The sequence below is a fragment of the Algoriphagus terrigena DSM 22685 genome (genome assembly GCF_000429445.1).
Classification (GTDB): Bacteria; Bacteroidota; Bacteroidia; order Cytophagales; family Cyclobacteriaceae; genus Algoriphagus; species Algoriphagus terrigena.
Genome location: NZ_AUBW01000011.1, coordinates 45,309 through 69,263, shown reverse-complemented (window position 1 = coordinate 69,263; position 23,955 = coordinate 45,309). Strand labels below are relative to the sequence as shown.

At 47.7% G+C, this 23,955-nt stretch carries 15 protein-coding genes; 6 read left to right on the top strand and 9 right to left on the bottom strand.

Annotation, left to right across the window (positions count from 1 at the left end; translation table 11 throughout):
- Nucleotides 1-9: 9 nt before the first annotated feature.
- The 4 genes from G459_RS27305 to G459_RS0111490 form a co-directional block, all read right to left on the bottom strand.
- Nucleotides 10-1,920 carry a glycosyltransferase gene (locus G459_RS27305; protein WP_169725022.1) on the bottom strand — a complete coding sequence of 637 codons (1,911 nt, stop codon included), beginning with the start codon at nt 1,918-1,920 and terminating at the stop codon, nt 10-12.
- A 277-nt stretch (nt 1,921-2,197) separates the two neighbouring features.
- Nucleotides 2,198-4,027, bottom strand: coding sequence for an ABC transporter ATP-binding protein (locus G459_RS0111500; protein WP_026967785.1), 1,830 nt, complete (start codon nt 4,025-4,027; stop codon nt 2,198-2,200).
- Between the two features lie 44 nt (nt 4,028-4,071).
- Nucleotides 4,072-5,061, bottom strand: a complete 990-nt coding sequence (locus G459_RS0111495; protein WP_026967784.1) for a glycosyltransferase family 2 protein — start codon at nt 5,059-5,061, stop codon at nt 4,072-4,074.
- Between the two features lie 377 nt (nt 5,062-5,438).
- The gene (locus G459_RS0111490) at nt 5,439-5,879 is read right to left on the bottom strand and encodes an SRPBCC domain-containing protein (RefSeq protein WP_026967783.1); all 441 of its coding nucleotides are present in this window, start codon (nt 5,877-5,879) and stop codon (nt 5,439-5,441) included.
- A 349-nt stretch (nt 5,880-6,228) separates the two neighbouring features.
- On the opposite strand from G459_RS0111490, the gene G459_RS0111475 reads away from it, so the two are divergent.
- Nucleotides 6,229-7,557 carry an ammonium transporter gene (locus G459_RS0111475; protein WP_026967782.1) on the top strand — a complete coding sequence of 443 codons (1,329 nt, stop codon included), beginning with the start codon at nt 6,229-6,231 and terminating at the stop codon, nt 7,555-7,557.
- 262 nt (nt 7,558-7,819) lie between these two features.
- Here G459_RS0111475 and G459_RS0111465 read toward each other — a convergent pair whose 3' ends face one another.
- Nucleotides 7,820-11,092, bottom strand: coding sequence for an amidohydrolase family protein (locus tag G459_RS0111465; RefSeq protein ID WP_026967781.1), 3,273 nt, complete (start codon nt 11,090-11,092; stop codon nt 7,820-7,822).
- 380 nt (nt 11,093-11,472) lie between these two features.
- On the opposite strand from G459_RS0111465, the gene nagB reads away from it, so the two are divergent.
- The gene (gene nagB / locus G459_RS0111460; RefSeq protein WP_026967780.1) at nt 11,473-12,303 is read left to right on the top strand and encodes a glucosamine-6-phosphate deaminase; all 831 of its coding nucleotides are present in this window, start codon (nt 11,473-11,475) and stop codon (nt 12,301-12,303) included.
- Between the two features lie 78 nt (nt 12,304-12,381).
- On the opposite strand, the gene G459_RS0111455 is transcribed toward nagB, so the two are convergent.
- On the bottom strand, nt 12,382-12,825 hold the full coding sequence (locus G459_RS0111455; RefSeq protein WP_026967779.1) for a GNAT family N-acetyltransferase: 444 nt from the start codon (nt 12,823-12,825) through the stop codon (nt 12,382-12,384).
- A 482-nt stretch (nt 12,826-13,307) separates the two neighbouring features.
- On the opposite strand from G459_RS0111455, the gene G459_RS0111450 reads away from it, so the two are divergent.
- Nucleotides 13,308-14,651 (top strand): Gfo/Idh/MocA family protein, encoded by a 1,344-nt coding sequence (locus G459_RS0111450; protein WP_026967778.1) that lies wholly within the window; start codon nt 13,308-13,310, stop codon nt 14,649-14,651.
- Nucleotides 14,652-14,826: 175 nt separating this feature from the next.
- On the opposite strand, the gene G459_RS0111445 is transcribed toward G459_RS0111450, so the two are convergent.
- Nucleotides 14,827-18,486, bottom strand: a complete 3,660-nt coding sequence (locus tag G459_RS0111445; RefSeq protein WP_245588170.1) for a glycosyltransferase — start codon at nt 18,484-18,486, stop codon at nt 14,827-14,829.
- A 313-nt stretch (nt 18,487-18,799) separates the two neighbouring features.
- On the opposite strand from G459_RS0111445, the gene G459_RS0111440 reads away from it, so the two are divergent.
- From G459_RS0111440 to G459_RS29850, 3 genes are all read left to right on the top strand, one after another.
- On the top strand, nt 18,800-20,200 hold the full coding sequence (locus G459_RS0111440) for a glycoside hydrolase family 2 TIM barrel-domain containing protein (protein WP_169725021.1): 1,401 nt from the start codon (nt 18,800-18,802) through the stop codon (nt 20,198-20,200).
- Nucleotides 20,201-20,732: 532 nt separating this feature from the next.
- Nucleotides 20,733-21,074, top strand: coding sequence for a hypothetical protein (locus G459_RS0111435; protein WP_026967775.1), 342 nt, complete (start codon nt 20,733-20,735; stop codon nt 21,072-21,074).
- A gap of 119 nt (nt 21,075-21,193) precedes the next feature.
- A complete protein-coding gene (locus G459_RS29850) occupies nt 21,194-21,385 on the top strand; it encodes a hypothetical protein (RefSeq protein ID WP_026967774.1) in 192 nt (63 codons plus the stop codon).
- 167 nt (nt 21,386-21,552) lie between these two features.
- On the opposite strand, the gene G459_RS0111425 is transcribed toward G459_RS29850, so the two are convergent.
- Both G459_RS0111425 and G459_RS0111420 read right to left on the bottom strand, forming a co-directional pair.
- Nucleotides 21,553-22,092 (bottom strand): SRPBCC family protein, encoded by a 540-nt coding sequence (locus tag G459_RS0111425; protein ID WP_026967773.1) that lies wholly within the window; start codon nt 22,090-22,092, stop codon nt 21,553-21,555.
- Between the two features lie 167 nt (nt 22,093-22,259).
- Nucleotides 22,260-23,936 carry a ribulokinase gene (locus G459_RS0111420; protein WP_026967772.1) on the bottom strand — a complete coding sequence of 559 codons (1,677 nt, stop codon included), beginning with the start codon at nt 23,934-23,936 and terminating at the stop codon, nt 22,260-22,262.
- Nucleotides 23,937-23,955: the final 19 nt, after the last annotated feature.

Here is a 23,955-nt window from a genome sequence, read left to right as displayed (position 1 = left end):
AAAAAAACATCATCCTAATCCTTCTAGTATTATCCTCAACTTTTCCCTGATCTGGGTAGGACTATAGCTGTTGAGCACTTTCTCTGAGTTGGAGGCGAGATCGCTCCAGAGCATCTCGTCCTGATAGGCCTGGATTATTTGCTGCGCAAAAGACTCTTTGTCATCGGCGATCAAGACATCGACCCCGTGGGTCAATCCGACGCCCTCCGCTCCTACTGCAGTAGTCACGATTGGAAGTTTATACGCCAGACTCTCTCCGATCTTTCCTTTCATCCCGGCACCATATCTCAGGGGCGCTACGAAAACCCGATGACTCGTAAAAAACGGAGCGATGTCCTGCACGTACCCCGGCACTCTCACGAGCTCATTTTTCAGCGCTTGAACCTCTTTCCCAGGTGCATTCCCCAAAAGCGTAACAGGAATCCTCAGTTTCTCCCAGACGATCGGCATAATCTCTTCCACCAGCCACTTCACCGCATCTACATTGGGAGGATGATGATACGACCCGATAAACAGAAGTCCCTCTCGCTGAGAAAAGCTAGGAAAGTCGCTAAGCCGGTGGCTTTCGTGAATATTCGGAATCACCGCTATCTGTCTGATTCCCTGCCCTTCGAGCAGATTTTTCTCGTCCTCAGTCACCGTGAGCGTCAAGTCAGCTTTGGAAGCAATGGACAGTTCAAGTTTTTTAAACCGCGCCGACTTTTTCACTAATCGTGTACTCTTAAACACCTCCGCCTCTCTCGCCAAGCGCATATAGTGCAAATCGATCGTGTCAAAAATCCATTTGATTTTGGGATTGATCCTGAATATCCACTCAAATTCACGATTTAGCTGCGGCCTGCAAATCCATGCAACAGCTACTGACGGCAATAGTGCCGTCAACTCTCTCCTCATCCCTTTGCGATCCGGAAACGCGTAGAGTACCTCCACTCCAAGACCAATCAACTCCTCAAAATAAGGAGAGGCTACCTGCCCTCTGCGGGGAACGACAATCACGTGATTTCCCAGCTCCCTCAACAGCTTCAATAAGTAAAACGCCCGCAGCGACCCAGAATCCCTGTCATGCTCAGGAAGCCCGATATCGATAAAAAGCACATTTCGGGAATTGAGCAATAGGCGTGCGTTGCGATCATCATCGAAGGATCTTTCTAGAGACCCTCCCCCACTTTTTACGAAAAATCCAGACACATCAAGCTTCCCACCTTCTTCAGCTGCCTGTCGAATCGCTTCCGCTTGAGGCAGATAGATGATTTTTTTGTCAAGTTTTTCACGAAAAGTGAATGAAAGCGTGCAAAACGCATCGGCTAAAGAGAGGCCTTTCTCAAATCCTCCGGCTCGTTCAAAATCTTCTTTTCTGACCAGCGTATTGCTTCCGACATTGAATTCCATCTCCCTTATAAAGTTGTATTTGGGACGGTCGGGAAAATCCGATTCCCCATATTTCTGAAGTTGAAAAGCCGCATCCAAGAAAGTCCCCGCCTCGTCCAGAAGCCCATCCTTAGCGAGAACTTTTCCATCGACCATCGCTATTCTCGGCTCTCTGGAAATCCCGTTCAAAAGTTCTCTTAGCCAGTTTGGCCGAAGCAGAACCGACGGCTTCAGCACCGCAAAAAACTCTCCTCTTGAATTCGCTACGGCACGGTTCAGCGTAGTTAAAAACCCAGCAGACTCAGAAGTGTGGCAAGCAGCCAAACCCCTTATGTTATTCTCTATGAAGCGGGCCGTCTCCGTCTCAATTTCCTCCACTAGCAATATCACCTCGATGGCAATCCCCGCACTCGTTGCCTTGATGGATTCCAACAGCCTGACCAAATTGCTTAAGTCAGTTCCACACCCTACCAAAAACGTGACTTTCGGGTTTTCCGCTTCTGAAAACTCAACTTCCCTTTTGGAAATTTCGTCCTTAGAAAGCTCAGGCATGCCGTGCTTATTAGGAAAAAAGCTGTGTCCCAAAAAACGCATCAATCGATTCTTACCGGAAAGAGCTAAAATATCCGAAGATCCTGACGATGCGAACAACCTGCTTATCATGCCCAGGACGTAGAGTCCAATCACCCATGGCTGCCGCAAAGGATTGAAAGGCCGCCCTCGCTTCACCGCGCTAGCATAGCAGTGGTCGATCAGAAAGTTTATCCTTTTTGTAAATGAATTCATCTTCGGTAAAATCCGCTAAGTCGTTGGGTAGATTTTGTCAGGCTTAATCCATCTCACTAAACTGCTGCATGTTCACCAGCTTACAGTACAGCCCTTCTCGGGCGATCAGCTCTTGGTGATTTCCCTGCTCGATGATCCTGCCAGCTTCGAGCACCACGATGATGTCGGCATTTTGGATTGTACTCAGTCGATGGGCGATCACCAGAGAGGTCCTGTTTTTCATCAGGTTGGTCAGCGCTTCTTGCACCAACTTCTCTGACTCAGTATCCAGCGCAGATGTCGCCTCATCGAGCAGCATGATCGGCGGATTCTTCAGCACCGCTCTGGCGATACAGATCCGCTGCTTTTGTCCTCCGGAAAGTTTCAGTCCCCGGTCGCCCATATTGGATTGGTAGCCGTCTTCCATCTGCATGATGAACTCATGGGCGTTGGCTATTTTCGCAGCTTCCTCCACTTCCCTTTGACTTGCCGCGGGATTTCCGAAGGCGATGTTATTGAAAATCGTGTCGTTAAAAAGGATGGATTCCTGGTTGACCAATCCCATCATGCCGCGAAGTGAATCCATAGTCACTTTCCGGATATCATGACCATCAATCAGAATGTCACCTTGCTGAGGCTCGATAAATCGGGGCAGCAAATCCATCAAAGTAGACTTCCCTCCTCCCGATGGCCCAACCAATGCTACTGTTTTCCCTTTGGGAATGGTCAGGTTTATCCTGTCTAACACCGGTCGGCCGGGGTAGGAAAATGAAAGATTTTTGATCTCTATCTTGTCCTTGAACGTCCCCAACGCTGTGGCATTCGGAACGTCCTCGATATCTGGTTTTTCATCGATCAATTCCAAAACCCGCTCACCGGCAGCAAGTCCTGAGTGAATGGTACTGAAGGAATTGGTCAGCGCTTTGGCCGGTCGCATCACCTGACTGAAAAGTGCGATGTAGGCGATGAAATCGGAAGGGCTCAACTCAGACTGATTGTTGATAATCAGTGAACCGCCGTATAGGACGATTCCAGTCACCATCGTCACTCCGAGAAATTCCGATACCGGAGCGCTCAACTGCTGTCTTTTGGCCATCTTTTTCCCCAGCTGCGAGTACTTCACGTTTTCGTTGTGAAACTTGTCTTTGATTAGCTCGGTCGCGTTGAAAGCCTTGATGATCTTGATCCCCGACAGCGCTTCGTCCAGATAGCTGATCATCACCCCATACAGATGCTGCGCCTGGGCGGCCTGGGTCTTTAGCCGCTTGACAATCTTGGCTATAAAAAAAGCCGACACCGGAATGACCAGCAGTGAAAACACCGTCAACTTATAGGAAATCGCGAACAGCATAAAAATATAAGCGATGAGCTGCAGCGGCTCCTTGAGCACCACCTGGAGCGTCGCGGTCACAGAGTATTGGACGACCTGCACATCAGAGGAGATCTTTGCAATGATATCTCCCTTACGCTGGTTGCTGAAGTAGCCCACATGCAGATTCATGACGTTTTCAAAAACCCGCTTTCGTAGATTGAGCAGCGTGTGAATCCGCATATTTTCCATCACCCGTTCAGAAAAATACCGAAACAGGTTTCCCAGCAGCACGGACAGGATGATCACTGCACATACCGCCTTCAATGCTCCCAACGTCCCAAATTCCTGGTTGGCCTGAAGCGCGTAATAGTTCAGATAACCAAATACATCGGTCCAATTCTCTGGCTTGGTGGCGACTGCTTCAGCCCCTTCTCCGCTATTGAAAAGCGTGCTCAATAGCGGCGCTAGCAGTGCCAGGTTGAGCGTGTTGAAGATGACTCCCAGTACGGTGAAAATCAGGTAAGGAATGGCAAATTTTTCGATAGGCTTGGCAAATGCCAGTAACCTGAAATAGGTTTTCATCAACGTATCACAGCAATTGGATTGCTTCGTTTAGGTTCAATTAATTATCGTACAAAGCTAACATCCCAGGCTCGGACGGGATCAAAAAACCTTCTTTTTACTTCAAAAAGGCTGAGTTTTGAATTTCTCCCGACCATTTGTTGGCTTAGCTTTTCCCGGGAAATCCGGATTTCGGCTCTGCGTCTATAGAACTCTCTTAGCGCAGTCAAGATCCAGAACTTCCCCACCAACACGCGGAGTAACACCTCCACAAAGAGCATCTGAACGTACCAGAGCCTCCGCCGCAATCCGTCGAGATGAATGGCATGAAGGATCAGTTTGTTTCGGTAAACGACCGACAACAATTTGTTCTTTGAATGGGTCGAACGGATCGTATTGGACACCTCGTGGTGGCAGACCGACTCATGCTCGTAGAAGCATTTCCAACCCATCCTCCACGCTCTAAAGCTCAAATCCACATCCTCGCAGTAAAACGGAGAAAACACCTCATCAAAGCCTGAAAGTTCCACCAGCTTTTCCCGGCAGACCAGCGCGTTCGCGCCGGAGAGGTAGGCTGTAGGGGTTTTCTTTGTGGGATCATTGCTGTAAAAAAACCGCGTCGCCTTGAACTTCATCCCGCTAAAGGCGAGAAGTCGGGCAGCGTCTTCGATCTTCCCGTCGGTATTCATGATCCTCGACATCACACCAAAAGTATCCGGGTCCTCGAAGTACCGCCAAAGCTTCGCGAAGTAATCTTCGCTTAGTGAGACGTCCGAATTCAACAGCAGGACGAGCTCCATCTCTGCCTCCTTGATTCCTTGGTTGCAGGTGTAGGAGAAGCCGCGATTTGAAGCGTTGATGAGCAATTTTGTCTTGGGATAGTTGGCAAGGATAAAGTCCACCGAACCATCCGTGGAGCAGTCGTCCACGACAATCACTTCGTAGGGAACCCCGGCATGGCGGATCGCACGAAGCGTGTCGGGAAGGTATTTTTCAAGCAAGGAAACGCCATTATAGTTGGGAATTATAATGGATACACTCTTCCTTTTATACATCGTCGTTGGTTTGAGTCGGTTGAGCGTGGCCCCGGATCTACAGTTGATTTAGCTATCCGGCTGTTCAGACACTAAGCACTCAATGGGCGCAAAGGTACGAATTGGAGATTCGAAAAAGAATCAACCCTCCTCGGCCAAATCTTCTAGCTACGCTGAATCCTGCCGCCTCATTCCCGTCAAACGTCGGAATGGGCATCAATGCTACAGACCTTTCAAAAATGATGCACGCTTTACTATAGTCGATCTCAAGGTTTCTGACTAAAAACTATGGGATATTCGCGCATATCCTCATGAATCATAGAGGACTACTGCTTGAGGATTTCTTATTTTCTAAAAAATCAACCAAAAGCTCGAAACCGTCCCCCGATAAGCTGGCGTCAATCTTTTCTCATAAAATCAAACGCCCCTTTGCGGAGTTCTATGCCGTATTCGAGATACGCCTTCATGCATGCCAAAAAGTTTGCCCAGCCCTCCGTGTTTCCAATTACCCATTTCAGACTATTCTCATTGTAAGCCTTCCCGTCTTCGACCACGCGCACCACAGTACTTCCGTCCAGCTGCGCCTCTAAGGCAATGCTGACGACCGTCTCTTCATCCCAAACAAATGAAACTGAGTGATTGGACTCGACCTCAACGTTCTTTACTGGACACTCATCGGGAAACTCCGGAAATTTCCAGACCAGCTCTTTCCCTGTTTCCATCCGCCCAGTACTCTCAGAGATGAAGTATTTCGTCATGTGTTCGGGATTTACAATTCCTTCAAAAACTTCTGAGATGGGTTTTTGGATTTGTATGGTTGCCTTGGCGATGAGTTTCATGTCGGTTCTGTTTTTTTTCGATCAACTTCCGCTTAGCGCAGAGAGAAGCAGGCTGCAAATTCAAGATAGCAATTCTCGATTTTTGGACAAAATCAGCAACCCATAAGTTCATCCAACAACGACCTCGGTATCAATGCACTTATCGATGGGAACAGTCTTTTTCCTTACTTAAAAACTCCTCCTCACCTGAGAGTTCGCCCAAGCTCGATCCGAGTGAGGAAGTCAACTCCAATTCGCGGTCTCTATCTGCCGTCAATTTCCATAGCGATTGATTTTTTATTCTGCAATAGTGAAACAACACAGCATAAAACATTTATTATTTTACTTTTGCCATATGGAAAAAAGTGGAATGAAGTTCAAATGGAAAGTAGCGTTTCTAATCACAATTGCCGCTCCGGTCGTTGGATTATTTTGGAAACATAGTCAGCCAATCATTGAAAATTTTGGGACAGAAGAGCAGTTGAACTATGCGGATATTGCTTGGCTGTTGACCGCTTCCTGTTTGGTGTTGCTGATGACACCTGGACTTTCCTTGTTTTACGGAGGAATGGTGGTCAGGAAGAACCTCATTTCCACCATGCTTCAGAGCTTCATTTCACTGGGTGTGGTCACCATGCTTTGGGTGGTCGTCGGCTTCAGCATTGCCTTTGGCGACCCGATCGGCATCACCATCGACGGCGTCAAATACGGGATTTTCGGCAATCCTTTTCAGTACATGTTTTTTGATCAGGTAGCGGAATTACCGCACAAAGCGCTCGGTCCGACGATTCCATTTATTCTTTTTGCGCTGTTTCAGATGAAATTCGCCGTCATCACTCCGGCGATCATCACAGGGTCTTTCGCGGAGCGCGTTCGGTTTATCGGCTATCTCTTCTTCATCGGCATCTTCTGCGTCTTTGTCTATGCGCCACTCGCACATATGGTCTGGCATCCAAACGGACTGATCGGCTCCTATTTTGGAGTACTTGATTTCGCCGGAGGCACGGTCGTCCACATCAGCGCGGGGTTGGCTTCGCTAGCAGGAGCACTTTTTCTGGGAAAAAGAAAAAAACCGCATCACGAGCCGTCCAACATCACCTACGTGCTTTTAGGCACAGGGATGCTTTGGTTTGGCTGGTTCGGCTTCAATGCCGGATCGTCTTTGGGAGCGAATGCTACCGCGGCCTTGGCCTTCGCCACAACGACAATTTGCTCAGCAACTGCGATGATGACGTGGGTTTTATTTGACCGGATTCAGGGGAGAAAAATCTCTGCCATGCAAGCCTGTATCGGTGCTGTGGTCGGGTTGGTGGTCATCACGCCGGCAGCCGGCTATATCACAGTGCCCCAAAGCTTCTTCTTCGGAGCGGTGGGAGCCATTGTTTCCAATATAGCGATGCATGCCAAGTTTTTGAAGCGGATCGACGACACGCTGGACGTCTTTGCCTGTCACGGCATTGGCGGGATCATGGGAATGATCCTGACGGCCATCTTCGCCGGAAAAGAAGGCTCCAGTCTCATGAACGGCGGCTGGTCGGTCTTTGGATCACACATGCTTGTCCTGATCGGAGTATGTGCCTTTTCCTTTGGAATGGGCTATCTGATCTTCTTCGTGCTCAACAAATTTGTCACGCTGCGGGTGCGGGAAGAGTACGAGGAAATCGGCCTGGATATCTCCCAGCACGGGGAGTCGATCTAAGGGAAAACCGACGCCTCATTGTTTTACAATATGGAGATACTCAGCCGAAAAGATTCTACTGCAAAGGAAAGCGAGAAGAATAGCAAATAGCAAGCTCTAATTGAACCGCAATCGGGAATTTCTATTTCATCGATTTTCAAGGTCACAAAGAAAAAGACAAAGCTTTTTGTTCGGCAAATCTCATTTTTTTCTGAGAAAAAAGTCTTTCAAAAAAAGGCTGTCCCGATCGGAACGGGACAGCCTTTTTGTTTTTCAACTCAACTCATCTTCCGCAACTGCAATGCGGAGTCGTAAATCCTTCTCCTTCTTCATGCCAGTCGAACGTGTCGCTGTAAGGGGCCAGCTCCCACCAAAACGGTGAGCGTGCATGGGAGTGATTTCCTACCTCATCCATCGTAGCCGTATCGTACAGCCGCCCATTGATCATGGTAAATTTCACATTTTGAGATTGGTAGATATCCTCCAGCGGATTGCCGTCGATCACGATCAAGTCCGCAAGTTTTCCCACTTCCAGACTACCGATCTGTTCATCCAAACCCAGAGACTTTGCTCCATTCAGTGTAGCAGCCCGCAGCGATTCCAGATTGCTCATACCGCCCTGATGCATCATCCAGGTTTCCCAGTGCATCCCAAGTCCCTGAATCTGTCCGTGCGCGCCGGTGTTCACTATCACGCCCAAATCCGCCAGTTTTTTAGCAGATTTTGAAACAAGGATGTGGCCGTTTTCATATTCCTCAAGCGGTGCCATAGTCCGATGTCTAGAGCGGCTGTCGATGACGGATCTCGGGGTGTATTTGAGCAGGTGCTCGTTTTCCCATACGTTGTCTTTTTGGTACCAGAAATACTCCCCGGCGAGTCCTCCAAAATTCACAATCAGCGTCGGAGTATAGGCGGTCTTGCTATTGCTCCAAAGGGTTTGAACATCCTTGTAAAGCGGTGCTACAGGCACATTGTGTTCAATGGTGGTATGACCATCCATGATCATCGACATGTTGTGAAAATAATTCGACCCGCCCTCAGGCACGACCAAAACTTCATTTTCACGAGCGGCTTGGATGATTTGCTGACGCTGATCTCTCCGTGGTTGGTTGTAGCTTTTTACAGAAAAAGCCCCAAACGCCTTGGTCCGGCGGATAGCAGCGCGGGCATCTTCAAGGTTGTTGATCACTGCTTTGAAATCACCATCTGCCCCGTACAGGATAATGCCGGTAGAGAAAATCCTCGGCCCAACCATGTAGCCTGCCTTGATCATCTCAGCCTGGCTAAAGACAAACTCGCTGTTGGTAGAGGGATCGTGTGTGGTCGTCACGCCAAAAGCCAGATTGGTGTAATATTGCCAGTGCTTCTGGCCGCTCAGCCCGCTCGAAGACTGTCCGGCGTGTGCATGTGCATCGACCAAGCCTGGCATAATTGTCTTTCCTTTGGCATCGATCACTTTTGTGCCAGCAGGAAGTTTCAAGTCGATTCCTATCGCCTGGATTTTGTTTCCCTCGATCAGGATCGTTCCGTTTTCGATTACCTCATCCCCATTCATTGTGATGATTCGAGCCCCCGTGAGAGCGATCTTTCCCTCTGGCACGTCGGACTTGAGTTTCAAGCCGATTTTGATCCCCGTGGTATCCATTGCCGGAAGCGTCTCCGGAGAATCGGGAAGGAACGTAAATCGGTTTTCCACGGCATTCGTGAAATATTCCTCGCCCAGCGTCCAGTGGATATTTTTGGAATCAGCTGACCAGTGGATGTTGATTCCTGCATCCCGGGTCAGCTGAGTGACTGGGACTGAAGAACCCGTCGGAGCGAGCTCGACCACCTGTCCTGTTTTTGGAAAAGGTGCCAAATAGACCTTGTGTAGGTTAATAAATGCAATCCAGTTTTCATCCGGACTAGGTACGATTCGGTTGCCGTAGTTGGAGGAAACCAGCACCCGCTCGTCGTTGCCGCTGAGGTCCATGCTCTTCAGCGTTTTGGTAGTGGAGCCAAAGAAATAGCCTCCGGTCTGCACAAAAACGCGATCGCCTTTTTGGTTGAACATGGGAAAGTCTCCCTCCTTTGTCACCAAAACCTCCGTCCCACCTGCCGTTGCCATCCAATAAATACCCGGCGTTCCAGTATACGTGGAGCCCTGAACACCATTTCCACCCTGACGCTTAAAGATGATTTTGCTTCCGTCCGGACTGAAGGATGGCGTACGGAAAATCCCTTTTTCTATAGAGATTTTTTTGGGAGATGCATTTTTTGTTATCCAGTTGTAGAGATAGATGGCTCCTTTTTGCTCATCGTTCCACGTGACAAAAGCAAGCTGGCTGCCATCGGCTGAGAATGCTGGCTCAAACTCAAGATCATTCAGTTGGGTGAGTCGCTCAGGGGCACCATTGGGCAGAGACTTTTTCCAAAGATGCCCCGCCGCGTTAAATACCAGCCACTTCCCATCGGGAGACGTGACCGCCTGTCTCACGGCTTTGGAGGTAAACTCCTCCTCGAATACAGGATTCTGAAACCGTACGGCTTCCGCAACCTGGATTTTGTTGGTGACTTCAAACGGGATTTCTGAGACCGCATAGGTTTGAGTGTTCACCTTTTTGATTTTCCCCTCAGCCCAGATCAGGATATGGGTATTGTCTGGATGCCATGCAAAATTAGGATAGGTGCCAAAGATCGCCCAGGCTTCCTGCTGATCCTTGTCCAGCTCGGCATAAACAGGCAGTTCTACTTTCGTATCCAAGTCTTTCACAAACAAGACCGACTTGGTTCTGACTCGGCGGATCATTGCCAGCTTTTTGCCATCGTTGGAAATCACCGGCCGGGAAGCACTTCCAGGTCCTCCGGCAATCGTTTCGGTTTCACCGGTTTCCCGATCATACCGGCGGATCACATAGATCTGACTGTTCGGATCCTTGTTGTATTCGAAGATTCCCCCAGGATACATGTCTTCGGAATAGTACACAGACTTCCCGTCCGGGGAGACCGAAGGTTCGTTCACATCCTGCTGGTCATTTTTCCTTTTGCTGAGCTGGTAGCCCGCTCCTCCAGTGATATGATACATCCAGATCTCCCCGGCTCCCAGAGAACGTCCCGAAGAAAAGTGTTTCCGGGCAAGGATGTACTGGCCGTCTGGCGACCAGACCCCGTTGTTTAGCAGTCGGAAGGATTCATTGGTGATCGGTCTGGCATCCGAGCCATCCGAGTTCATCACCCAGATATTGTCTCCGCCGCCGGCATCACTGGTGAAAAGAATTTTCTTGCCATCCGGACTGAAGCGCGGCTGTAGGTCGTTGGCCAAGCCTGACCGGAGCGCTGTAGCTTTCCCGCCCGCAGCCGGCATGGTGTAGATATCCCCCAGCAGGTCAAAAACAATCATTTTCCCGTCCGAACTGATGTCGAGGGACATCCAAGTCCCCTCGTCAGTTTGCAAGTCCACTGATTGGAGTTCTGCGTCTTTTCCTCCTTTACTCACCTCCCATTTATCTTGGGCGAGCAGAGGAATAGTCCCCTGAAGCAACAGACATGCTGAAAACAGTAGTAGTTTTAATGTCATGGTTTGGTTTTGTGGTTTTGAACGGGCTAATTAATGAAAAAATGCCCGAAAATTTCCCTTCGTCCAATTCGGAGCGGAAGGAGAGTGGAAATCAGGGTTAGTAAAAAAACGGAAAAATCCAGACTGAATCCTATAATTGCGGATTGTCGAAAATAATCCGTCAAAAATCCATTTCTGGAAGCGAACCCCGTAGTACTATTTCATGGGTTTGGAGTATAATTGAAGGCAAAGAAGCTCGAATGAATCCCAGAAATCAGTAAAAGCGTGACCCGGGTATTTCACAGCTCCTTGACAGGGATTCCCCCCGATAGCTTTCCGCAGGAAAAACAGGCCACAGGAATCCATCAAATCGAATGATCTACAATAAATCCAATCAATAGATGAGACTTCTCATTCATGATAATTATGATTTGCTTTCGAAATGGGTCGCCAACTACATTGTTGGCAAGATCAAGAAGCACCAGGAGAAAAGCTCCAAACCTTTCGTACTGGGCCTTCCGACCGGCTCCTCTCCGATGGGAACCTACCGGGAACTGGTCAAGCTCAATCAGAAAGGGAAAGTCTCCTTTCAGAATGTGATCACCTTCAACATGGATGAATACGTGGCGCTGGAAGAATCCCACCCCGAAAGCTACCATTCTTTTATGTACAGCCACTTCTTCAGCCACATTGACATTCCGTCGGAAAACATCAACATCCTGAACGGGAACGCTGAAGATCTCGAAGCCGAATGCCTCCGGTACGAGGATAAAATCAAGCAGGTGGGTGGAATCGACTTATTTTTGGGCGGAATAGGAGTTGACGGCCACATCGCGTTCAACGAGCCTGGCTCTTCCCTCACCTCCAGAACCCGCGTCAAAACACTGAACACGGAGACTAGGATGGTCAATTCCCGGTTTTTCGATAACGACCTCAACAAAGTTCCCAAACTCGCACTCACTGTGGGAGTCGGCACCGTGATGGACGCCAAGGAAGTGGTCATCATCGTCAACGGCCACCAAAAATCCCGCGCGCTCCACATGGCGGTCGAGGGCGGCGTGTCCCACATGTGGACCATCAGCGCCCTGCAACTCCACCACAAGTCGATGATCGTGTGCGACGAAGGAGCAACCGACGAGCTGAAGGTCAGCACCTACAAATACTTCAAGGATATTGAAAAGGACAACATCGATCCAAGTCTGGCAAGTCAAGGCGATCAATATTTGTTTTAATATCCCGACGCTGACGAATAAAGCCCATCAATCTCAACGCATTCATTGCCTACCCGTCGTCAAAAGCCGACTCCGTTATCAGTCGTAAACGGCCGGATTGTAGCGTTCCATGTAGATTTCTGGCTTGGGCAATTTTGCAAACCCATACTTTTCATACAGCCAGTCGGCGGTCAAGGTCAGCAAGATCCAGCGTCGCAGCCCCTGCAAATTGGGATGGTTCATCACGGCATCCATCAGCTTTTTGGAGAGCCCTTTTCCACGGTATTCTTCCAAGACATAGATATCTCCCAGATATGCGATGGTCGAAAAGTCGGATATAACTCTGGCAAACCCTATCTGCGTTCCCTTGTGAAAAAGCCCAAAATTCAGCGAGTTTTCGATGGAGATTTTCACCCGTTCAAGAGGAATGTTGTCACTCCAACCGGAGTGTTTTGAGAGAAAATCATGGATTGCGGCCACGTCCATCTTGCTCCTGTCTGTCGTGATCAAATACTCTGAAAATGTCTGTTCGATAATCTCCATTCTTGTTCCTTCGGTTTTAGCGGGTTTGTAGCTCGTGGGCGGGCTAAAGATATTACTTCCCTTTTTTGCAACGGTTCCGACTAGAGGAAATGCATCTTCCGAAAAGGTTTCAACCTCAAAAACTTCCATTGCCGACTAGTCTTTTTGGGGAAATTCGGGTAGTAATAGCGAGGAAAAAATCTCGGCTGTAAATGCTCAATCCATCCCTTCGGGGCAGCTTGGGAAAATACGGTCCAGATCACGGCTCCGATCGGTGTGCTGTTGATTCCCATCCGATTAGGAAAAAGATCGTCCGAAATCGATTGAGTTAATACTTTGACCGCTACTCACTTTATTGAAGGTGTTTAGCGAATTAAAATTTAACTTCAATCCAATACGCAATAACCCATTTTGGTACACACGCCCGGTTTATCTGGGCAGATCCGATGCGGGTGTTAAGGCATCCTCATCGAACTAAAAACAATAACCTAACAACGAATAATATGTCAAAAGATCCAACCCGAAGAACATTCATCAAAAAGACCGCTGCTGCCGGTGCGGCGGCGATTGTTCTTCCCACATTCATCCCTTCGTCGGCTTTTGGTGCAAATGACCGAATCAACGCGGCCGTATTGGGCATCAACGGAAGAGGACAAAGTCACATCTCTAGCTTCATGGCACAAAAGGATCTCCAGGTGACCATGCTGTGTGATCCGGACATGAGATTGCTTACAAAAAATCAGGTGAGCTTTAAAGAAAAGTACAATGCCGATGTCGCCATAGAGCAGGATCTGCGCAAAGTCTTTGAAAATAAAGACATCGATGTGGTCAGTATTGCCATGCCAAATCACTGGCATTCGTTGGCTACCATTTGGGCTTGCCAGGCGGGCAAGGACGTCTATGTCGAAAAACCTGGGTCGCACAACATTGCCGAGGGACGCAGGATGGTCGAAGCTGCGCACAAGTACAAGCGAATCGTCCAGCACGGAGTGCAGTTGAGAAGCTCTCCAGCTGTACAGGAAGCCGTTCAACTCATGCGTGATGGCTACATCGGCAAGGTCTATATGGCCCGTGGATTGGTATTCCGAATGAGAGGTGATATTGGCGACAAGGGTCTTTCTCCGGTACCTGAAGGACTGGATTACGAACTTTGGACTGGCCCGGCGCCGAAAGCGCCATTTACCGAAAACTTGGTTCACTACAACTGGCACTGGCACTGGGATTATGGCAACGGTGATGTCGGAAACCAGGGAATCCACGAAACTGACCTTTGTCAGTGGGGCTTGGATGTAGGTCTGCCTACGAAGATCACCTCCATGGGCGGCAAATTCCTGTGGAAAGACAGCAAGGAGACTCCCGAACTGCTGACCTCAATCTATCACTATCCTGAGCAGGAAAAAATTATCCAGTTCGAAGTGAGACCTTGGTTGACCAACACGGAAGGCGGCGCCGGAGTCGGCAATATCTTCTACGGCGACAAAGGCTACATCGTGGTTGACGGCTACGACAAGTACACCTCGTTCCTCGGAAAAGACAACAAACCAGGAATGTCAAAATCCGACGGCGGACCAGTGGCAGACGGCGTTGATCGTGGACTTGGAGGCACCGATGGTCACTTCGAAAACTTCATCAAGGCAGTTCGCGCCCGCGACAGCTCGATCCTGAATGGTCCGGTAGAAACCGCTCACCTGTCCTCGGCACTAGCACACTTAGGCAACATCGCCTACAGGCTGGATCGGGTGTTGCACTTCGACCCGAAAACAGAGACTTTCGTCAATGACGCCGAGGCAGACAAGATGCTGACACGCGATTATAGACCGGGTTTTGAGGTACCTGCTACGGTCTAAGCTTTGCTATTTTGATATGTATGCAAAAACCCGATGGGAATGATCCCGTCGGGTTTTTCTTTGAGATGTTGGCTTTTATGCCAAGCCAAGCGCCAGCCAGTCTCGGAAAGATACTGCGGTACGCGGACTCCAGATTAATTGTAAAAATCCAGAAAAGTTTAAAACCTTTTACGGCTTACTGTCCCAAGATCAACAAAGGCCGGGAAGCTGTAACCGTATTTCCTGCAGAGTCTTTTGCATATAGATATACCCTGGAAGGTTTAGATGGAACCTCAATTTCGACATACTTTCCGTCCAGCTTAGTATCAAGAATTGGACTGCTCATTCGCCAATCCTGGTCATATATTTCCCAAGTGTACTCCAATTCTCCCTTGTAGTCGTTGGTAATAGCCGCAGATAGCCATAAACTTTCTCCGGGATGTAAAAAATGCCAGTGTCCTGTGATCGTAATATCCGGAAAAGCGGTTGGCCCTTGGTCCTCCTTTTGCCAAACCGCCTTAAGGGAATAGTAAGAAGGCTTCAATCTACCTTTGTAATCCGTAATTCCAAACCAGGTTGCAGTACCTTCATACCGATCGGTCCAGCTAAAGGCTACCCCTCCCAGGTTTCTGCCTTTGTATTTCTCTATGTAATTCGACCATTGGTTTTTATACCATTCCGCTTTATTGAGCGAAGAAACTTCAATTAACAAACTATCTCCCCAGTAATCTCCCAGCTCCTTATTCCAATAGCCTTTGGGGCCAAATTCCGACACGACGTAGGGCTTTCCGGGATAAGCTTTCTCCATGGTAGCGTGGAGCTCACTGATATTTTCCTCATAGTAGGAATTGACACCAATCGCATCGATATGAGGAGCATAAGCCTTATACTGGTAAATGGCAGCGATCAGTCGTTCATTGTCATGTTCCTCAGAGGAGAAAATTGGTCTATCTGGGTCAATTTGTCGGATTCTGACAGCTAGTTCATCCAAAAATTCGAGATAACTTCTCCTAACCATACTCAGGTAGGGTTGGCCATAGTGCTTCTTCAACAGACCCCAAGTCTCATTGCCAAGATTCCAGGCGATGATGCTCTCGTTATCTTTATTCCTTTCCACCTCTGCCAACACCTTCTTTTGATAGGTTTTCAACCTTTCCGTATCTTTCAAATAATCCACCTTGGGATCAAACCAAAATCCGAACATGACTTTCAAATCATGATCCCTTGCTGCATTGAGGATATTTCTGTCATAGATGCCGGGCTCATACCTTCTGATGGTGTTGGCTCCCATCTTTTTGATAAGTTGGAAGTCAGTGTCCAACTGGTTTCTTGATAACGGCTTAAACCCTTCCTGCCAGTCACTTCCATTATTGTAGGCGATTCCTTTTATGTAAAATGGTTCACCCTCAACCAGAAGTTGATGGTCTCCATCTTTGCTTTTCAGCATGGTGGGAGGAATGATGTCAATTTGTTTGTCGCTTGATTCAGTTAAATAATTTCTTTCGTGAAACAGCTCAAACTCAAACATGGATTTTCCAAAATCCTTAAGATCAACAGACCAGTCGATAAACTCTGTATTTTCTGAGGGACGCCAGGCAGTAATCCAGTTTTTGTCCAAATCGCTGTAAAACAGAACAACTGCTTTGATTTCCTCGTGGCGCTCGCGGATATTCTGAAACGATTTGTCTAACCAATCTCTACCATCGTCCCCGTAGGACGTCGAACCAAACTCGGCCAACATGACCGGAAGTTCCAAGCCCTTGCGTTTGATTTGCTCCTTAAACGGCCGGAAAATTTCCTCGAAAGATTTAGAAGACCTTTCCCGTGACGCAATGCCATAATTTAGGGCCGTTAATCCTATCCAATCAACATATTGATTGATAGAGCTATCACTGCCATACGGAAAATAAGATTCGAAACCCTCTGTAGACCAAGGGCTCCACACCCATGAAACATTGTGGGCTCCCACTTTTTCAAATCTCAGGTGTACGTATTTCCAGGCCTCAACAAATTCTTCAGATGTGTTTTTACCGGATGCTGACCATGGATACATAGGGTTCTCCATTTCATGTGCAAACCTTAAAAACACAGGGGAATGTAGGTCTCGCAACGTGATGGCCATCGTGTCGATATACGCATCAAAATAGCCATCGAGGATGTACCTAAAAACCCTCCTGTTATTTCTTAGATCATCGTTGTCAGCATAGTCCTCAAATAAATTGGAAAATGGCTCCCAAGTAAGCATAGGAATGGCCCCATGAGCAATAATTTCTTTTAGTTTTTCAGCCGGGATTTGGTCGTCATCCCAGGCTGTATAGGTAGAGACAACAGACCATTGTTGGCCTGACTCAGCTTCGAGCTTTTGAATCAAGGAAAGATCCGACTGGGTATCCGAGCGGGCATGGTAAATCCCCATATAGAAGCCGCCCAATTGTTTTTCATTTGGGGCTTGCAAGGCCGAGGTCTGAAGTTTCGAATTCTCGATTCTGATGGCACTAATGATTAAAAAAGAAGTTGAGAACAACAACAATATTAAAAAAGAACGAAAAGCCAAACGGCTCAATTTAAGATAGGAGAGTTGCTTTTCTTGGATTGCGAATCGGTCCCGAAACCTGTAAAATTCGCTTTTTGAATGTTTTACCCAAGTAGTTTGCCCGATGGCAAAGGAAAAAAACAGAATAAACGCATTGATCGAGGCAAAAAATGCCATCAACATACTGTAGGGTTGCCAATCTCTGGACAAGCCGTATCCTATTGCTAAGGCCGAAACTATAGCTATAAAAAGATTAGGCAATCCCAACAACAATTCCCCTTTCGTAGAATGCTCTTTTTCAGTGGGTATATAGGGAACCTTGATTTTAAGTAATGTATAGACAAATCCAATGGTATATATCCACCAGGTTCCCACTCTCAAAATACCACCCATCAGATGTAGCCCTTTTTCCTCTTTTTCGTTGAGCCAAGCTTGCGCAATATATCTATAGACGAAACTGAAGAGGAAAAAGGGAGCGAAATAAACAAAAAACACCTCGGGATCGATCAGCCACGGATATTCCCCAGTCAACAAGGAATAAATTGGAACGACAAAATCTACTATTCCAATAAGTCCGAACAAATAATAAACTGGCATGAGACCGTAGTGGAGTTTTTGCCTCCAGTCAAATTTGGTAAACAACTTCGGGAAAAGTCTGAACCACAGGGCAAATGTCCCCCTGCTCCATTTCAATTGCTGTTTATAGTACGCGGATATACTACTCGGGACCATACCCCTGGATAAGATCGTCGGCTCGTAGACCGACTTCCAACCTTCAGCGTGGAGCAACATAGAGGTATGCATGTCTTCGGTAAGGCCCGCAGCGTGGCCTCCAATTGAATCCAATGCTTTTCTTCTGAAAGTACAATTTGCTCCGATCGCCTGCGCAGTACCGTACTGACCCATTGCCTGCATATAAGGACCGTAAAAAACATAAGTTTGCTCAGCTGCTCCCTGCGCGATCAAAGATTCCGATTGATTTGCATATGCTTGGACCACCTGCACGTACCCAACGTCAGGGTTGTCGAAATGATGCAGGACATGGTCCAGAAATTCCGGAAAAGGCGCGTGATCAGGGTCAAGAATGACACAAATTTCGCCAGTTGCCTGTTTCAAAGCATTGTTGATATTTCCTGCTTTGGCGTCCTCATGGGTTTCACGGCTGACATGTACGACGCCTAGTTCGTTGCAAAGTCTTTTAGCCAAGGGATCATTGCCCTCATCACACAGATAAGTAGTGTGCGGATATCGTACGTTCACCATCGCCCGCAAGGTCCGCTCCAACATATCAAAGGGCTCTCCAGGACAAAAGGTGGTGAGCATGTCTACCGTAAAAGGGTGAGAAGGAGGTTTTGGTGTACTATGTTTTTTTCGTAACTCCGGTAATCCGGCGTAATGGTACCATTCAAATCCCACTTTCAACAATTTGAAAAGCAAGGAAATCGTGAGAAGCCAGTACAAAATTCTTTGACCGACCCCAACCTCAGCTAAAAAGCCATATAAAAACAGGATCAAGGATAAAACACCAAAAATCAGAATTATTTTTCCAAAAAATAATTTTCTATTCATCTGTAACCAAAAGTGATCAGCAACTTCAAATACATTATTTTGCTTTTGAAATACAAATCACGTTATTTTGCTTTTACATTCCGAGAAGAAAACAAAAATAATTTTGCAAGTTCGAGATCTCTTACTCTTACCTAAGTCCGAATGTGCTATTTATAGACACAGGATATTTTTCCTGTTTAATCTTGTTTTAATCCTTTTTTCCGCTTGTAACAATGAGGTTGCAGAAAATCGGACTCCCACTGTTGAAGTAAGATATGAAAAAGGACGGGCCAAGCTCTACCGACATGGAAAGCCGTACTTGATAAAAGGGGCTGCGGGAATCCAACATTTGGATCTGGTTGCTGAATACGGGGGCAATTCTGTGAGGACTTGGAGCCTGCATGATGCTGACAGGATCCTAGATGAGGCCCACCAACTGGGATTGACCGTTACCCTAGGGGTTGAAATCGGCCGGCCTGCTTGGGGAAATGATTTCAACTATGGGAAATTTTGGGAGGTTGATGAGAAGATCGAAGAGCTAAGGCCGTTTATCGAAAAGTACAAAGATCACCCTGCCTTGCTGATGTGGGGAGTAGGCAATGAAGTAAAAGAATACGGGGGAGGTTCACGACCGGTGGTTTTTTACATCACCGACAAGGTCGCAAAGATGATCAAGGAAGTGGACCCAAATCACCCGACCATGACTGCTGTAGATGTCTTCTCTCAAAATAGAATCGCATCCTACAGACACCTCATGCCGAATATCGACATCTTGGGATTTAATGCATTCCAGAAAATCGATAAGGCTTTTGAAAGAGTATATGAGGAAAAAGGTTGGGGCAAGGCCTTTATGCTATCCGAATGGGGCTCTGATGGCCACTGGGAGGTTACAGGTACTGAGTGGGGGGCACCAAAGGAATTGAGTAGCTCAGAAAAAAGAGCCTTGACTAAGAAATATTGGGATAAAATCAGCGAAGACTCTTCCATGTTAGTGGGAAGCTATGCGTTTTACTGGGGCTACAAGTATGAAGCAACGCCAACTTGGTTCAGCTTATTCTCCCAAGAGGGATATAAAACCGAATCACTGCATTTTTTAAAGTATGCATGGTCAGGCCAAAGGGCAGACAATTCAGCGCCGAATATTACAGACATGGTTATCGAAACGGACCAAGGTGCTGTGAATGACAATGTATATCTGGAAAACAACAGAGAATATGTTGCCAAGGCATTAACAGAAGATCCCGACGGGGACTCCCTGACTTACAGATGGGAAATCAGACATGAAGGAAATTACTTTATCGAACGGGAGGGTTATGACTACACTGTGAGCGACTATAGTATGGAAAATCTAATTCAGAACGTAGACGACAACAGTGTAAGGTTCAAGGCCCCCGAAGAAGAAGGACCTTATAGGATTTTTATTTTTGCTTATGACGGGGTTGAAAATGTAGCTTCTCATAATATCCCGTTTTATGTAGTCACAAAATAAAAGAACTTGCACCCACCTTACTCGATCAGATCCACCGCTTAACTCGACAGAATGAGTCCGCAAAAACCCCTTTCTTCGCATCTGGACTGGCGATTAGGATCGCCGATCAAGCTGACAAGGCGAGGAAAAGCCAAAAATTGGTGGGAATGACTTCATGAAAAACTAAAGACGGATGATAGGTAGGCATCCTATTTCCTGCTATTAATTAAGGCTACAACTCCAGACTAACCCGATTTCCTAAAACGGACAAGGGTGCTCGAGGCCCTGTTACACCTCCGGATCATCTCACACCTTTTAACCGCACGGGTAATCTTTTCTTCAAAAACGCCACACATCGGGGCATACCTACCACTTCTAGCAGATGGCTACCCTAGACTCCAACTCTCTGGTTTTTGTAAAAACAAGCTTCTAGGTCGTCTCTTCGCACTTTTTGAAATCTACATTAAAACAAGTTCCCGTCAGGGAGCGAATGGAATCGGACTTGCAACAGTCAGTTCAACAGAGACTAGTTTCTCACTAAAACCTAGAAACCATGAGCACATCCAAGGAAATGACTACCTACTCGCAGGTATTGAATAAGTTGCCTGAGAAAGGCTACGGCAAGGAACTGAACATCAGCAGAGCCGGAGCAAAGTTTGATGAGGGCCAAGAAATATTACAGCCCGAGCAGCTCAAGATCGTGAAGACTTATCGCTTCGAAGGAGAATCTGACCCTTCGGACATGGCGGTGATCTATCTTTTGCACAGCGACTCCGGAGAAAAAGGCTTTATCCTGAACGCGTATGGAACCTACTCTGACGAGGACAATCAGTATTACAACGAGTTTATCAAGCGGGTTCCTGTCTGCGATTTGGAGGAGCTCAAGGAACTGTAAGGCAGGTAAAGGATGATATTTGCCCAAATTGACTCCATAATCCCCTATTTACAAACCTCTCGCTCGTAGTTACTGAGCAAAAACTCGATTCAATCATACCACCAACCTACCACTTGACTATGCAAACTTCGCTAAATATATATATCATCCCGCGACTCGGAATGGCCAAAAAACACGACGACGATGTGGACAAAGGGACCAACAGAAAGACTCCGGGAAACAATCAGGGAGCCAGACCTCCTCAGGAGGAGGACTTCGACAGAATCCATGAAAAGCGTAAAAAGACCGGCAAGACCGAACAAGAAGATTAGGATCCGGGCTAAAAAAGAACCTTGGGGTGAGGACTGAAGTTTAGAACTTCAGTGGACGTGCCGGGATGGGTTCCGGCAGGTTTTGCTTTTTCAGGAAGTCACCCCTGCGTCAATTTTATTGAATCTAGATGAAAAACTGGGAAGGAAATTGCCGGCCTCCCTCCGTTTCACTTTTCCAATATCTGCTTCAGATTTTCCAGCCCAGTCTGAAAATCATCCCCAAGCATCTCCTCCATGCCCATAATTGGAATCATGAGGTTCATGGGATAGGCCATCTTCCCGTCAAATCCCCAACCCACTTCTGTTTGATCAGGGCCAACCTCCGCAAAGGTCATAAACGCCTTGTCTGTACTTTGGAACGGCTCCAGAAACCGAAGTTCATAATCTATCCGCTGCCTTTCCTCAATCCCCGTGATCTCCTGTTCACCATGCCCAACTTGAGGATTCTCACTTTTCCAACCGGACACGAAGCCGATCGTGCCGTCCTCTCCTTCATAATAATGCTCCATCGCAGGATCAATCAGGTTCCACTTACCGTATTGGTTTTGATTCTTGAGGTATTTAGCAAAGTCATACACCTCATCGAGTGGGCGATGGATCACCACTGTCCTGGTAACGCCATACTCCTTGGGCACAAAAAGCGCAACAATCAGCGGAACGACAATCAAAACGAGGACAATGATGCCCAGGATTTTAAGAATTTTCATGGCTAGATTTTTTGAGATTGATATGAAAAATAGAAATTATCTACCTGAAAATCAATCAACAACAAATCGATCTCTATGCTACGGCCCTTTAAAGACTGTATTCAAAAAAACCTGTGGTCTACTCCGTGAGCTTTAAACATCTATTTTGATCGAATGCTAAACCCCTCTTAGCTCGCCGAATCAGCGCCAAACTCCAAAAATCCGCCCAGAGCCAAATACTCCTGATACTTCCTTTGAAAGTATTCAACATTTGCAGCGATCGGATGATACTCCTCCTGCTTGGGACTGGCAATGGCATCGGAAGCGTCCTGCAATCGGGGATAAATCCCTGAAGCGACAGCAGCATAGATCGCTGCTCCCAAGGCCGGGGTCTGTTCGGAGGCTGATACCCCAATCGGCATATCAAGAATATCTGCAAGCGTCTGAACCAGAAACGGGGATTTCTTGGCAATGCCACCGATCCCGACCACTTCGTCGATTCGGACACCGTTTTGCCTAAACCACTCAATGATCCGTTTGGAGCCAAAGCAAAGCGCTTCCACCAACGCCTTAAACACATGCCCGTTTCCGACACCCATATCCAAACCTGCCAGCGCACTTTTCAAGGATTCATTCAGTCCAGGCGATCTACGGCCATTGATCCAGTCGACCGCAATCACCGAAGAATCCAGAGGAATCGTCATCGCCTCAGCATTCAGGTAGCCCATCAACTTATCCGAAATCTCGGCAGTCAACTGATCTTTCAGCTGCGGCTCCAGCAATTTACTCTGTTGGATAAGCTCAAAAACCGGATCGGAAATCAGCCTTTTGTACCAGGCGAGAAAGTCCCCAAAACCCGCTTGGCCAGCCTCAAAGCCGATCAATTCGGGAAGAATCGACCCATCCACCTGCCCGCTGATTCCGGGTACCGGCTCAGGATCCACCTCGTCGTACTTTGCCACAAGCATGTCACAGGTGGAAGTGCCCATGACCTTGACCAAGGTGCCGGGTTTCACGCCCGCGCCGACAGCTCCCGCATGGGCGTCGATCGTACCGACAGCTACCACGGTATCGGCAGATAGGCCTAGTTTCTCCGCCCATTTTGCTGAAAGATTTCCTGCAGACTGATCAGATGTCAAGGTTTCATCTCCCATCATCTGGACCAAGGTCGCCAGTTCCGGATGAAGTTTTTTCAAAAAATCTACGGAAGGAAATCCTCCCCAGGACGCGTGCCAGAGTCCTTTATGCCCCGCGCCGCAACGGCTGCGTTTGATGCTTTCCGGCGTCAGCAATCCAGTCAACTCTCCGGCGATGTAGTCGCAATGCTCGACCCAATTGGGTTGAGCCTGTGCAATTGCAGGATTATTTCGATAGATAAAGAGGATTTTGGCCCAAAACCACTCCGAACTGTACATCCCACCTGAGTATCGGGTATAGTCTACCCCACCCCAGCTCTTGGCGAGTCGGGTGATCTCTTCGGCCTCAGTGATGGCAGAGTGGTCTTTCCAGAGCACCATCATCGCATCGGGATCTTCGGCGAATTCAGGCGCGAAAGCCAGAGGTTCGCCGTTCCTTTGCAAAGGCATGGGCGAGGAACCGGTCGCATCGATTCCGATTCCTTTGATCAGCTTTGGCTCAATTCCCGATTGCTGCACAACGGCAACGATGGTCTTTTCCAGTCCTTCCAAATGGTCCAGAGGATGCTGGCGGTATTGGCTTTTGGCTGGGTTGCAGTATGCCCCTTTTTTCCAACGGGGATATGCAAAAACCGAGGTCGCAAGGACTCTCCCGTCCGCTGTATCCACTACGATTGACCTTACGGAATCAGATCCAAAGTCCACTCCGATGACATAGTTACGTTCCATAATTTGCTGCAAAGCGATT